This is a genomic window from Sagittula stellata E-37, from assembly GCF_039724765.1.
GTDB classification, from domain to species: domain Bacteria; phylum Pseudomonadota; class Alphaproteobacteria; order Rhodobacterales; family Rhodobacteraceae; genus Sagittula; species Sagittula stellata.
In genome coordinates, this window is the sequence record NZ_CP155729.1 from 3,113,025 (window position 1) to 3,127,005 (window position 13,981).

Here is a 13,981-nt window from a genome sequence, read left to right on the forward strand (position 1 = left end):
GCGCGGGCCAAAGCTGTGGTGAGACGATGCCCGACCTTCTGATCGAACTCTTTTCCGAGGAAATCCCCGCGCGCATGCAGGCCCGCGCCGCCGGGGACCTGAAGAAGATGATGACCGACGGACTGGTCGAGGCCGGGCTGACCTATGCGTCCGCCGCCGCCTTCCACACGCCGCGCCGTCTTTGCCTGACGGTGGAGGGCCTGACCGCCGAAAGCCCCACCCTGAAGGAAGAGCGCCGCGGGCCCAAGGTCGGCGCCCCGGACAAGGCGCTCGAAGGGTTCATGCGCGGCGCGGGCGTCACCCGCGACCAGCTGGAAGAGCGCGAAGACAAGAAGGGCGCCTTCTACTACGCTACCGTCACGACCCCGGGCCGCAAGGCCGAAGCCATCGTCGCCGAGCAGCTCGAAAAGACCGTGCGCGGCTTTCCTTGGCCCAAGTCGATGCGCTGGGGCACGGGCAGCCTGCGCTGGGTCCGCCCCCTGCACCGCATCCTCTGCCTGATGCGCGACGAGGGCGGCGAGCATGTCGTGGACCTGGAGATCGACGGCATCCGCGCGGGCCGCACCACCGAAGGCCACCGCTTCATGGGCGGCGCGCCGTTCGAAGTGACCTCCTTCGAGGATTACGCCGCGAAACTGAAGCGCGCGCATGTGATCCTGTCGGCCGAGGAACGCGCCGAGCACATCTGGAACGACGCCACCAACATGGCCTTCGCGCAGGGCCTCGACGTGGTCGAGGACAAGGGCCTTCTGGCGGAGGTCGCGGGCCTTGTGGAATGGCCGGTGGTGCTGATGGGCGACATCGAAGACACCTTCCTCGGCCTGCCGCCAGAGGTGCTGCAGACCTCCATGAAGGAGCACCAGAAGTTCTTTTCGGTGCGCAATCCGAAGACCGGCCGGATCGAGAAATTCGTGACCGTCGCCAACATCGAGACGGCAGACAACGGCGCCACCATCCTCGCGGGCAACCAGAAGGTGCTGGCCGCCCGCCTGTCGGATGCGAAGTTCTTCTGGGAAAACGACCTGCGCGTGGCGAAGGACGCGGGCCTGACCGCCTGGACCGACCGGCTGGAGGACGTGACCTTCCACAACAAGCTGGGCAGCCAGAAGGCCCGGATCGAACGCATCGCCGCGCTGGCCCGCGACCTGGCGCCCAAGGTCGGCGCAGATACCGACCGCGCGGCGCAGGCCGCCGAGGTGGCCAAGGCCGATCTGTCGTCCGAGATGGTCTACGAGTTCCCCGAGTTGCAGGGCCTGATGGGCCGCTACTACGCGGAGGCCGCGGGCCTGCCCGCCGATGTTGCCGCCGCCTGTCAGGAACACTACTCGCCGCTGGGCCCGTCCGACGACGTGCCCACCGCCCCCACTTCGGTCGCCGTGGCACTGGCCGACAAGCTCGATACGCTGACAGGCTTCTGGGCCATCGACGAGAAGCCCACGGGATCTAAGGACCCATACGCCCTCCGCCGCGCTGCGCTAGGGGTGATCCGGTTGGTGCTGGGGAATGGGTTGCGGATAAGCTTATCCGATGTCATCTCCGAAGCACTTGAAAACGTGGGTGCAGCTCGCCCGAACCCGCAGGATGAAGACGACTATACAGGACTTGACAAGGATCTGGACCTCCTCGCCTTCTTCCACGACCGCCTCAAAGTCTACCTGCGCGACCAAGGCGTCAGCCATGACGTGATCGACGCCTCGCTCGCGATGGACGGCAACGACGACCTCACCCTGCTGGTGAAGCGCGCCGAGGCGCTGGCTGCCGTCATGCAGACCGAGGACGGCAGGAACCTCGTGCAGGGGTTCAAGCGGGCCAACAACATCCTCACGCAGGCCGAGGAAAAGGACGGCGTGGAATATTCCTTCGGCGCGGATGTGAAATTCGCCGAGACCGACGAGGAACGCGCGCTGTTCGAAGCGCTCGACGCCGCCGACAAGAAGATCGCCCCGGCGATGCAGGCAGAGGATTTCACCGCCGCGATGGAGGCCATGGCCACCCTTAGGGCGCCGATCGACGCCTTCTTCGACGCGGTGCAGGTGAACTCCGAAAACTCAGTGGTGCGCCGCAACCGGCTGAACCTCTTGAGCCGCATCCGCCAGACCTGCCTGCAGATCGCCGACCTGACGAAGATCGAGGGCTGAGGCCCGCCCCTTCCGTCGCCCGCGCCCTTCGAACGGGGTAACCGGAGCGGCAAAGGGGAAAGGCCGCGCCTTTCCCCGGCGGATCGCGTTGCGTTGGCAAGGCGAAACCACCAACCCGCACGACGCTACGTCACGCATTTCCGCCCGCGACGACAGCCCATCTTGTCATATGAGTGTCACTCCGTATTCTGCGCGCAACCAAAACAGGTGCTGCAGTGCAGAAAGCGTTCTCCGAAGACCCTGACGTCACGCTCATCACGCCGACCGCGCCGATGGCGACGCCCACGCATGGCGGGCGGGCGAAGTGCCTGCAGCGGCTCGTGCGGCTCGACTTGCCGGTGCCGCGCACCGTCGCCTTGTCCTTCGCCGAGGTGCACCGCATCGCCGCCGGGCAGATGCCGGACATGGCGGCCCTGCTGGCGCATTTCGACCCCGAGGCGCTGCTGTGCGTGCGCCCCTCGTCGGAGGACCCCGACTGGGGCGGTCCCGGCGCGGTTCTGAATATCGGGATGAACGACGCGCGCTACGTGGCACTGACCGAGAGCATCGGGCACGAGGCGTCTGCCTCCCTCTACATGCGGTTCGTGCAGGGCTATGCGGTCCATATCGCGCGACTGGACCCCGACCTTTTCGACGAGATCGAGGACGTGGGACAGGCCGGGCTTTCCGCCGCGCTCGCCGCCTATGAGGAAGAGGCCGAAGAGGCCTTCCCTCAGGACCCGGCGGTGCAGTTGCGCGAGGTGCTGCGGTCCATGGCGCGCGCGTGGGAGGGCACGTCGGCCCGGCTGCTTCGGCAGGCCAAGGGCGCGCCAGTGGACGCGGGCCTTGGCCTCGTGGTGCAGGAGATGGCGCCGGGTCTCGGTAAGGGGGAATGCGGCTCGGGCGTATTGCAGCTTGTCGATTCGGACACCGGCCTGCCGCAGGTCACGGGCCGCTACCTGAGCCAGAGCCAGGGCCGAGAAGCGCTGAAGCATCGCAACACCAGCCTTTTCCTCGAAAAGGACCCGCGGGGGCCTTCGCTGGAGGAGCTGGCGCCGGAGGCCTTCGCACAGTTGAAGGCCCATACCGAGCTGATGCGGCGCAAGCTGCGCGCCGAGATGCAGATCGAATTCACCATTCAGAACGGACAGTTGCACATTCTCGACGGGGTGCGTGTCGTGCGATCTTCGCGCGCGGCGGTGCGGATCGCGGTCCGTCTGGTCGAGGACGGGATCATCTCGCCGCAGGAAGCGGTGATGCGTATCGAGCCGGGCGCGATCTCGGAACTGTTGCACCGGCAGGTTGCGCCGGGCGCCGACCGGCGCGTGATCGGGCGTGGCATCGCGGCCTCGCCCGGGGCCGCCACGGGGCGGATCGTGTTTTCGTCGGCGGAGGCGCTGGCCTCCACCTCGCGCGGGGAAAGCTGCATCCTCGTTCGGCGCGAAACCTCGCCGGAAGACATCCGGGGCATGCACGCCGCGGTGGCCGTGCTGACCGAGCGTGGCGGCATGACCTCGCACGCCGCCGTCATCGGGCGTGGCATGGGCCTGCCCTGCGTGGTCGGGGCCGCGCGGATGAAAATCGACCTCCAGCGCAAGACGATCCTTGCCGAGAACGGCAGCACCTTCCGCGAGGGCGATGTGGTCACGCTCGACGGCACCGCGGGCGAGGTGCTGGAAGGCAGCCCAGAGATGGTGGAGGCCGCGCTCGACGACGCCTTCCAGAAGCTGATGGGCTGGGCCGACGACGCGCGCGACATTGGCGTCCGCGCCAATGCCGATACGCCCGCCGACGCGGCGACGGCGCGGCGGTTCATGGCGCAGGGGATCGGCCTGTGCCGGACAGAGCACATGTTTTTCGAGGCCGACCGCATCACCCCCATGCGCGAGATGATCTTTGCCGATGCGCCGGAAGACCGGCAGGCGGCGCTGGCGATGCTGCTGCCGATGCAGCGCGCCGACTTCACCGAGCTGTTCCGCATCATGGAGGGGCTGCCTGTCTGCATCCGGCTGTTCGATCCGCCGCTGCACGAGTTCCTGCCGACCGACCGGGCCGGGCTGCGCGACCTGGCCGAAGCGCTGGACCTGCCGGTGTCGGACGTGACGCGGCGGGTGGAGTCCATGGGCGAATACAACCCCATGCTGGGCCTGCGCGGCGTGCGGCTGGGGATCACGGTGCCGGAAATCTACGACATGCAGGCCCGTGCGATCTTCGAGGCGACGCTTGACGCCTCGCGCGAGGGCGCACCGGTGGTGCCGGAGATCATGTTGCCGCTGGTCAGCGCGAACCGCGAGGTGGAACTGCTGCGCTCGCGCATCGACGCGGTAGCCGCGGCGGTCCGGGCGGAACGCGGGCGCAACTTCACCTACCGCCTGGGCGTGATGGTGGAAACGCCGCGCGCCTGCCTGCGCGCCGACGAGATCGCGCCGCATTGCCAGTTCCTGTCTTTCGGGACCAACGACCTGACGCAGATGACCTACGGGCTGTCGCGCGACGACGCGGGCCGCTTCATGGGGGACTACGTGCAGCAGGGCGTGTTCAACGAGGACCCCTTCCACGTGCTCGACCTCGACGGCGTGGGCGAGCTGGTGGCCATCGGAGTGGAGCGCGGCCGCTCATCCAACCCCGGTGTCACCCTGTCGATCTGCGGCGAACACGGCGGCAACCCGGAATCAATCGCCTTCTGCCGCGCCGTCGGCATGACATACGTCAGCTGTTCGCCGTTCCGGGTGCCGGTCGCCCGGCTGGCGGCGGCGCAATTCGCACTTTCCGCCGAAGGCGTGCGCAAACCTCCGCGCATGTGACCATAAGGGGCTTGCCATGCCCCTCGGAGCGGACGCTACGTAAACCGCCCTTGGTATAAGCGCCCTTTGGAATCCGGGGGTTGAGCCGAGTCGCGCAATGCGTTTACCGCTGCCGACACGGCGTTGGGATTTGCAAGCCCGCCGGCCGCAAAAGCCGTGGACAAGTCGCAAATCGACCGCAGGCAGCGGCGGTATTCCGCGCTTCCAGATCGCAGTGTTTACGAATTTCGCAAAAATGGCTACGAACCGCGCCGTCCCGGCATGGATCGGGGCCACGTTCCCGTCAAAAGAGACCGCCGCAATGATCCGTGCCTTCCGTGCTGCCGCCCTGATCGGCCTGGCAATTGCTTCGACCATTTCCGCCCCGGCCCATGCCGATGCCATCCGCAAGGCCGAGACGCTCGTCTCGCTCGAGACAAAGGCGTTGGCCCGGGCGCGCAACGGCCACCTAGAAAAGCTGGTCACGCCGGTCGCCGCCGCGCAGGGCACGGGGGACATCACCTATTCCAACGCCTGGCTGTCGCGGCAGCCGATCATCTCGACCGGCGGTGCGGAATGGCAGTGTCTGTCCGAAGCGCTATACTTCGAGGCGCGCGGAGAAAGCGTGCAGGGCCTCTTCGCTGTGGCCGAGGTCATCCTGAACCGCGTGTCTTCGCCGCGCTTTCCCGGGTCGGTCTGCGGCGTGGTGAAGCAAGGCACCGGCAAGAAATACGGCTGCCAGTTCACCTACACCTGCGACGGTCATCCCGAACGCATTAACGAGCCCGCCGCCTGGGATCGGGTCGGCAAGGTCGCGCAGGTCATGCTGAACGGCGCACCGCGTTCGCTGACGCAGGGGGCCACCTACTACCACACCAACGCCGTGCGTCCGAAGTGGTCGCGCAGCTTCATGAAGACGGCCAACATCGGCCAGCACATCTTCTACCGCAATCCGCGCTGAGCGGCGGCACGCTCCTCCGCCACCGGCCCTTGCACCCTGCCCCAACGATGGCGCGATGCCGCCATGGGTCCGCGTTTGCCGCTTTCGGCCTGCCACCGCTGCGCAATGCACCCTATAGGTGGACCCCACCACCAAACGGGAGTCGTCATGGCCTCTGAAATCCGCCTTGCCTTTGCCCACCCGTCGGAGCGCGCCGTTGCGACCGCCGGCGACACACCGCGCGACCGTATTTCCCTGCGCGACCACATCGTCGAGGCAGAGATCGGCGCCTTTCAGGCGGAACGCGGCATCACGCAGCGTCTGCGGTTCAACGTTGTGGTCGAGGTCGCGCCCTTCACCGGGACCATCGACGACGACGTGGACCGCATCCTGTCCTACGACAGCGTGACCGAGGCCATCGCCTTCGAGCTGGCCGCCGAGCGGCTGAACCTACTGGAGACACTGGCCGAGCGCATCGCCGAACGCATCCTGCTGGAACCTCAGGCGCTGCGTGCCTTCGTCCGGATCGAGAAGCTGGACCGAGGCCCCGGCGCGCTGGGTGTCGAGATCGTGCGCGCCCGCAAGGACGTGGCGGCCCACCTCAATGCGCTGGCGGAGGACGCCGCCTCGGCCCGGCCGCATCCGCGCGTCGTCTACCTGTCGAACGACGCCATCGCGCATCCCGATCTGGGGCACTGGATCGACGCGCTGGTCGCGGACGGGGCACCGGTGATCCTGACCACCGGGCTGCCGGCCGCCGCGCCGCTTGAAACCGGCCACCACATGACGCAGCGCCGGGTCGATCTTCTGGCGATCGAGCAGAACGCTTGGCGTCTGGCGGCGCGGGATCTGCGCTGCAAGGTGGTCGCCACCCGCACCGAACTGGACTGGGCGATGAAGAACGGTCAGACCTGCGTCTGGGCCCCGTCGAAGATCGTTCTGGACGCCACCGAACCGCCGAGGGTCTCGCCCCGCGACACGGTCGCCCTGTCCGCCTGGTTCGCGGGCGAAATCGAGGCCGCCGAGCTGCTTGTGGTCGGCGAAAGCCTGCCGGAATCCGCGCCCGTGCCGCTGCGCGGGGTGAAGACCGGGGCGCCGCTGCTCTGACGGGCGGCCCCGATCTTGCAAAGGGCCGCGTTTCCGTTAGTGAAGGCGGCATGAGCAGATCCTACTACAGGCCCCTCGTCCGTTTCGACGCCCCCGTGCCGGAGCACGGCAGCCTGCCGGTGGCTGGCGGACCTGGATGGTTCCACCTTGCCGTGAAATACGAACGCGGCCAGCGGCCGGAAACCGTTTCCCTGGAAGAGGTTCAGCAGGACTGGCGCGACCGCATCAGCGCACCGCGTGCCCCGGTGTCCGGCGTCGCCATGGACCGTTGCCGGATCATGGGCATCCTGAACGTCACGCCGGACAGTTTCTCGGATGGCGGGCAATTCCAGTCATCCGCCGCCGCGCTGAACCATGCGCGTGCGCTGGTGGAGGCCGGGGCGGATATCATCGACGTCGGCGGCGAAAGCACGCGGCCCGGGGCGCTGGCCGTCCCCCGCGAGGCCGAGATCGCACGGGTCGAGCCGGTGATCCGGGCCATCGCGACCGAGATTGCCGCCCCCGTCTCCATCGACACCCGCAAGTCGGTGGTGGCAGAAGCGGCGGTCGATGCAGGCGCACGGCTGGTCAACGACATCTCGGGCTTTGTCTACGATCCGATGCTGGCGCGCTTTTGCGCCGAACGGAATCTGCCGGTCTGCGTCATGCACATGATGGGCGAACCGGAGACGATGCAGGACGATCCGACCTTCGAAGATGTGCTGCTGGACGTCTACGACTTCCTCGAACGGCAGATCCTCAAGCTGGAAGACATCGGAATCCCGCGCAAGAACATCGTCGTCGATCCTGGCATCGGCTTCGGCAAGCTGATGCACCACAACCTTGCCCTTCTGGGCAACGTATCGCTGTATCACGGTCTTGGCTGTGCGATCCTCGTGGGCGCGTCGCGCAAAGGTTTTGTCGGCAAGCTTACCGGGGCCGAGAAGGCCACCGACCGGATGCCCGGCTCTGTTGCCTGCGCGCTGGCCGTGGCGGCACAGGGCGTCCAGATCGTTCGGGTTCACGACGTGGCAGAGACGGCGCAGGCGCTGACGATGCTGCGGGCAATACAAGGGAGAGGCAAGACATGAGCCGCAAGTTGTTCGGCACCGATGGCGTGCGAGGCAAGGCCAACACCTATCCGATGACGGTCGAACTCGCCGTGGCGCTTGGTGCCGCGGTGGGCCGCCACTTCCGCAACGAACACGGCGGTGTGCACCGCGTGGTGATCGGCAAGGACACGCGCCTGTCGGGCTACATGTTCGAGAACGCGCTGACCGCGGGCCTGACATCGACCGGCATGAACGTTCTGCTGCTGGGGCCGGTGCCGACCCCTGCGGTGGGGCTGCTGACGACCTCGATGCGCGCCGATCTGGGGATCATGATCTCGGCCAGCCACAACCCGGCGGACGACAACGGCATCAAGTTCTTCGGCCCCGACGGGTTCAAGCTGTCCGACGCGGTCGAGGCGGAAATCGAGGGGCTGGTCGAAGGCGGCGTGCACGCCGCGCAGCCGCAGAACATCGGCCGGGCGAAGCGGATCGACGACGGCCGCTTCCGCTACCAGGAACGGATCAAGGGTACGCTGCCCTCCGGCCTCAGGCTGGACGGCATCAAGGTGGTCGTGGATTGCGCCAACGGCGCCGCCTACAAGACCGCGCCCGAGGTTCTGTGGGAGCTGGGCGCCGACGTGGTGCCGCTGGGAACGAACCCCAATGGACTGAACATCAACGACAAATGCGGCTCCACCCATCCGCAGGCCGCGGCCGAGGCGGTCGTCGCGCACGGCGCGGACGTCGGGCTGTGCCTCGATGGCGACGCGGACCGGATCATCCTGATCGACGAGACCGGGACGGTGGTCGACGGCGACCAGATCATGGCGCTGCTGGCGGACCGCTGGGCGGAAGAAGACCGCCTGAAGGGCGGCGCGCTGGTGGCCACCGTGATGTCGAACCTCGGGCTGGAACGCTTTCTGGACGGGCGCGGGCTGCGGCTTGAGCGCACGGCTGTCGGCGACCGCTACGTGGTGGAACGGATGCGCGCGGGGGGGTTCAACCTCGGCGGCGAACAGTCGGGCCACATCGTGATGACCGATTATGCCACCACGGGCGACGGTCTGATGGCGGGGCTGCAGTTCCTGGCCGAGATGGTGCGCACCGGCCGCCGCGCATCGGAGCTGACGCGCAGCTTCGCGCCGGTGCCGCAATTGCTGAAGAACGTCCGTTTCGGGCCCGGTGTGGCACCGCTCGACTCCGAGCAGGTGAAGGCGGTGATCCGAGATGCGGAGGCACGGCTGGCAGGCAAGGGTCGGCTCTTGATCCGCAAGTCGGGTACGGAGCCGCTGATCCGGGTCATGGCCGAATGCGAGGACGACGCCCTTCTGCTGTCGGTGGTCGACGGCATCGTGGCAGAAGTCGAAGCGGTCGCGCGGACGGAGGCCTGAGCCGAGGGCGGGCGCCCTGCCCCTCAGCGGTAACCGCGCCGGGTCGTCCGGCGCGGTCGGAACGGCGCCCTGAGCGTGGCCCAGAGCCGCGCGAGGAACCCGAAGATCAGGCTGAGCCCCAGCCAGCCCGCGAGAAACCCCGTTCCCGCAAAGACCGCGCCCTCGAACGTCGCCGGGACAGCCGGTTTGAATACCTCGAAGGCGCGTTCCGCGATCTCCCGGTCCCCCATGTGGCTGGCGAGCCGCGCGCGCATGAAGGGGCCTGCGCCTTCCAGCGTGGCCAGCGCGTCTGCCAGGCGGTCGTGGCGGGCAATGTCTTCGGCCATGTTGCCCGCCTGCGTCTGGGCCAGCGACCCTTCGGCGCCCAACTGGCGGAGGTATTCGGCAAGCGTCATGTCGACGGCTTCGGCGTCGGCCTCGTAACGGTCGATCTGGCGCGCCAGTTCGTCCACTGTGCCGCCGAGACGCTGCATGTATTGCTGAGAGAATTCCGGGAATTGCGATGCGCCCACCGCACCCGTCAAGCCGCCCGCGAGTGCCAGTGCCCGCCCGATCATCGCCTCTGCTCCTGCCGTTTTTCCGGCCAGCTTAAAGCCACCTGCCGCGTCGCATCAAGCGGGACAGACAGGACAGGCGAACGGGGGTTGCAGGGAGAGCGCAGGCCCGTCTCGCGGGCCCGCGCCTCACGGTCAGTGGTTGGCGTAGATCTGGCGGATGCGTTCCACCGCCTGTTCGGGCGGCATTTCCTCGCTTTCGCCGGTGCGGCGCGAGGTCAGCTCGACCACGCCGTTCTTCAGCCCGCGCGGGCCGACGGTGATCCGCCACGGCAGGCCGATCAGGTCCATGGTGGCGAACTTGCCCCCGGCCCGTTCGTCGGTGTCGTCGTAAAGCGGTTCCAGCCCGGACTTAACGAGGTCGAGGTAGATCGCCTCGCAAGCGGCGTCGGCCTCTGCGTCGCCCTGCTTGAGGTTGATGATGCCGCAATGGAACGGCGTCACGCCCTCGGGCCAGATGATGCCCTTGTCGTCATGCGACGCTTCGATGATGGCACCCAGCAGGCGGCTGACGCCGATCCCGTGGGACCCCATGTGCACCGGCACCTGCGCGCCGGAGTGGTCCTGCACCACGGCGTTCATCGCGTCGGAGTACTTCGTTCCGAAGTAGAAGATCTGGCCGACCTCGATGCCGCGCGCGGTGCGGCGGCGCTCTTCGGGGATTTCGCCGAACAGAGCCTCGTCGTGGGTCTCGTCGGTGCGCGCGTAGCGGGAGGTAAACTCCTCCAGCACGGACTGGCACTCTTCGACGCTGTCGTAGTCGATGTCGCGGGTGCCGAACTTCAGATCGGTGATTTCGCTGTCGTAGAAGACCTCCGACTCGCCCGTTTCCGCCAGCACGAGGAATTCGTGCGTGTAATCGCCGCCGATCGGGCCGCCATCGGCGCGCATCGGGATGGCCTGCAGGCCCATGCGTTCGTAGGTGCGCAAGTAGCTGACGAGGTGGCGGTTATAAGCGTGCAGCGCATCCTCTTTGGTGAGGTCGAAGTTGTAGCCGTCCTTCATCAGGAACTCGCGGCCGCGCATGACGCCGAAGCGGGGACGCACCTCGTCGCGGAACTTCCACTGGATGTGGTAGAGCGTCAGCGGCAGGTCCTTGTAGGACCGGACGTAGCTGCGGAAGATGTCGGTGATCAGTTCTTCGTTCGTCGGACCATACAGCATGTCGCGGCCGTGACGGTCGGTGATGCGCAGCATCTCTTCGCCGTAAGCCTCGTAACGACCGGATTCGCGCCAGAGGTCCGCCGATTGCAGCGTCGGCATAAGAAGCGGGATATGCCCCGCGCGCTGCTGCTCCTCGTGAACGATGTTCTCGATCTTCTTGAGGACCTTGTAGCCCAGCGGCAGCCAGGAATAGATGCCCGCCTGCGCCTGCTTGATCATGCCGGCCCGCAACATGAGCCGGTGCGAGACGATCTGCGCCTCGGACGGGGTTTCCTTGAGGACGGGCAGGAAGTAGCGGCTGAGGCGCATCGGGTCTGGACCTTGCAAAAAGAGGGTTTCCACGCGGTTTAGAGGCTCGCGCGGGGGGTTTGCAAGCCTTCTGGCGGTGCGGCGTGCGCGGGCGGCGTTTGCACGGCTTGGAAGGCGGCGGATCGGCGGGGCGCGACAGGCCGTCCGCGGCCGGGTTCATGGGCGGTCAGTTGCCGCCGACCAGCCTGAACAGCCAGACGACCAGCGGCAGGGTCAGCACGGCGGCAAGCGTCTGGGAGGTGATGATCCCCGCCATGAACGGCCCGTCGCCGCCAAGTTGCCGCGTCAGCACGTAGGCCGTGGGCGCCGTCGGGATGGCGGAGAACACCACGAGGATCAGCGCCGAGACGGGCTCAAGCCCCATGGCGAAAGCCACGACAGTGGCAAGCACCGGCATGGCGAACAGCCGCAACGCGTCGATGCCTGCCAGCGCGGCCATGTCCTGCCTCAGCGCCTGCGGTTGCAGGGCCGCGCCGACGCACAGAAGGCCGAGCGGCAGGCTCCCCTGTGCCAGCAGAGAGAACAGCGCGGCAGAGCCGAAGGGCAACCCGGTGCCGGCCAGCGCCACGGCGATTCCCGCAAGGCAGGCGAGGATCAGCGGGTTGGTGAAGATCGTCCGCACCAGTCTGCGCCAACGGCCTGACGCGCCGCCTTCGCTGAGCGCGAGGATCGACAGCAGGTTCACCAGCGGCACCGCGATGGCGAGGTAGACCGCCGCGCGGGAAAGGCCCTCGCTTCCCGCAAGGCTCGTGATCGCGGCGACCCCGAGGTAGGTGTTGAACCGCAGCACACCCTGCAGCGCCGGGCCGAAACGGGCGGCGGGTGCCGGTCTCAGCCAGCGCGCAAAGGCCAGAAGCGCCGCCGCGATCAGCAGCAACGCCACCGCCGCCACGCCGAGGCGCAAAACCTCCGGATCGCGGATCGGCGCGCGGGCCAGGCTGGAAAACAGGAGCGCCGGGAACATGAAGAAGTAGTTCATGCGCTCGGCAGCGGGCCAGAACCCTTCGGCGGGGAACCCCTTGCGGGCCAGCAGGAACCCCGCGCAGATCAGCGCGAAAAGCGGCCATATCGTCAGGAAGAGCATCTCAGCCCTGCCCCGTGCCTGCCACGCGTCGATCCGTCATGCCCCTTGCCCCCGGAAAAAAGAAAGCGCCATCCGCTGGGAATGGCGCAAAACCCGCATGGGGTAAAGCGTCGCCCGCCGTCCCTTGGGACAGGCAGGGCGCGCCGGGGCGATCAGGTCAGCCGTCAGCCAGCCTTGCCGGGGTGCGGCGAGGGCGATGTGCCCTCCACGTTCATGACCTTGGGAACCGGAGCGAAGACCCCGGCGTGGCGGTTGTCGTTTTCGGCATAACCGACGGCAGTGATAAACATCGACAGAACGAGCACGAAGAATACGAACAGGGGCGGTCTGGGCATAGAAGGCACCTATGAGACTAAAGGCAATGGCAGCAACGGGATAGAGTTAAGCACGATGCCCCCCGATGCGCCAAGCGCCCCGGGATCACGAGCGGGTGTGTGCGCGGAAGGACGCCAGACGCCCGCGCGCGATGACCGAAAACCGCCGATGGTGGTGCGGTCCTGTCGCGGGCCAGTGTCTGACGGGTCGTTTAACACACTGCCTTTTATGGGCTTTTCGAAAGGCTGCCCCAGACGCGGGCAAACTCTTGACCTTACGGCGCTTCGTCCAGTTGCGTCACCCAGAGCTGGTTGAGGAAGGCGAGCTTGGCGATGGCCTGCGCCGTCGTCTCCACCCTCAGGTGGTCGCGGGCGCGCGACAGGTGCCGCTCGATCGTCGAGGCCGCCATGCCGGTGATCTGGGTGATGTCGGCCTGCGTCTTGCCATCGGCGACCCATTGCAGGCATTCGCGCTGGCGGGGCGTGAGCCGCGCGGCGGCGACCGGCAGCGGCAACTGGCTGAGCTTGAAATGCGCCATGTGGGTCAGGGCCAACAGGGCATCGGAGTGGTCCCGCCAATGGGCATCGACCAACTCTTGCGGGACCTCGCGCGGCGCGGCCAGCCCCATCGCCCCTTTCGAGCGCGGCGCACCCACAGGGAAGCTGACGGAATAGCCCGCGCGGCTCCGGCCCAGCTTGTCCATGGTGCGGATTTCCTGCGGCGACAGGCGCCCGGCGGCACGTTCGTCATGCACCCAGCCCCAGGAACAGGCACCGCAGTTGTCCCGTGTCCAGCGGTAGTCGGCGGATTGCAGGTAAAGCCCGGTCGTGTGGAACGCGATCACCCGGTCCAGCGCATGTGTCGAAAGGAACATCGCATCCGCCGGGTCGCCGATCCCCGCCCCGGTGCGGTAGCGCGTGTAGCCGTAGTTGATGCGCTCGAACCCCATGGCGCGGGCGGCGGCCACGAAAACCGCCCAGGCGATTTCCATGTCGGGCGCTTCGGCGATGGCGGCCACGCGGCCCAGTGCCTCGGACTGGCTGAGGGCCGGAAGCGGCGCGCATCCGGCGGCCGAGGGGCGCATGTGGCTTGTCATGCAAGACCTGCTAGACTGTGCCGGTGAATTTGTCAGGTCGGCATATCGGACTTGACAGGACCCGCCTGCGGCCTTGAAACCGGCGCCTGC

Annotated in this window: 11 protein-coding genes; 6 read left to right on the forward strand and 5 right to left on the reverse strand. The window is 67.4% G+C overall.

What is annotated here, in order from left to right; genetic code table 11:
- The first annotated feature begins 26 nt into the window (after positions 1 to 26).
- The 6 genes from glyS to glmM all read left to right on the forward strand — a co-directional run bounded on the left by glyS (position 27) and on the right by glmM (position 9,369).
- On the forward strand, positions 27 to 2,138 hold the full coding sequence (glyS, locus tag ABFK29_RS14785; RefSeq protein ID WP_005856175.1) for a glycine--tRNA ligase subunit beta: 2,112 nt from the start codon (positions 27 to 29) through the stop codon (positions 2,136 to 2,138).
- Positions 2,139 to 2,410: 272 nt separating this feature from the next.
- Positions 2,411 to 4,921, forward strand: a complete 2,511-nt coding sequence (locus ABFK29_RS14790) for a putative PEP-binding protein (protein WP_083803415.1) — start codon at positions 2,411 to 2,413, stop codon at positions 4,919 to 4,921.
- Positions 4,922 to 5,222: 301 nt separating this feature from the next.
- Positions 5,223 to 5,861: a cell wall hydrolase gene (locus ABFK29_RS14795; RefSeq protein WP_040604178.1), complete on the forward strand. Its 639-nt coding sequence runs from the start codon at positions 5,223 to 5,225 to the stop codon at positions 5,859 to 5,861.
- A 147-nt stretch (positions 5,862 to 6,008) separates the two neighbouring features.
- Entirely contained in the window at positions 6,009 to 6,947 is a 939-nt protein-coding gene (locus ABFK29_RS14800) for a dihydroneopterin aldolase (protein WP_005856178.1), read from the forward strand.
- A 50-nt stretch (positions 6,948 to 6,997) separates the two neighbouring features.
- The gene (folP, locus tag ABFK29_RS14805) at positions 6,998 to 8,017 is read left to right on the forward strand and encodes a dihydropteroate synthase (protein WP_005856179.1); all 1,020 of its coding nucleotides are present in this window, start codon (positions 6,998 to 7,000) and stop codon (positions 8,015 to 8,017) included.
- A complete protein-coding gene (glmM, locus tag ABFK29_RS14810; protein WP_005856180.1) occupies positions 8,014 to 9,369 on the forward strand; it encodes a phosphoglucosamine mutase in 1,356 nt (451 codons plus the stop codon). Before folP ends, glmM begins: the two co-directional genes overlap by 4 nt.
- A gap of 23 nt (positions 9,370 to 9,392) precedes the next feature.
- On the opposite strand, the gene ABFK29_RS14815 is transcribed toward glmM, so the two are convergent.
- The 5 genes from ABFK29_RS14815 to ABFK29_RS14835 form a co-directional block, all read right to left on the reverse strand.
- On the reverse strand, positions 9,393 to 9,926 hold the full coding sequence (locus ABFK29_RS14815; protein WP_005856181.1) for a DUF2937 family protein: 534 nt from the start codon (positions 9,924 to 9,926) through the stop codon (positions 9,393 to 9,395).
- Positions 9,927 to 10,058: 132 nt separating this feature from the next.
- Positions 10,059 to 11,396 (reverse strand): proline--tRNA ligase, encoded by a 1,338-nt coding sequence (gene proS / locus ABFK29_RS14820; protein ID WP_005856183.1) that lies wholly within the window; start codon positions 11,394 to 11,396, stop codon positions 10,059 to 10,061.
- A gap of 166 nt (positions 11,397 to 11,562) precedes the next feature.
- Complete coding sequence (locus ABFK29_RS14825; protein ID WP_005856185.1) at positions 11,563 to 12,480, reverse strand: AEC family transporter; 918 nt, start codon at positions 12,478 to 12,480, stop codon at positions 11,563 to 11,565.
- A gap of 164 nt (positions 12,481 to 12,644) precedes the next feature.
- Positions 12,645 to 12,815, reverse strand: coding sequence for a hypothetical protein (locus ABFK29_RS14830; RefSeq protein ID WP_005856187.1), 171 nt, complete (start codon positions 12,813 to 12,815; stop codon positions 12,645 to 12,647).
- 254 nt (positions 12,816 to 13,069) lie between these two features.
- Positions 13,070 to 13,891: a helix-turn-helix transcriptional regulator gene (locus tag ABFK29_RS14835; RefSeq protein ID WP_005856189.1), complete on the reverse strand. Its 822-nt coding sequence runs from the start codon at positions 13,889 to 13,891 to the stop codon at positions 13,070 to 13,072.
- Positions 13,892 to 13,981: the final 90 nt, after the last annotated feature.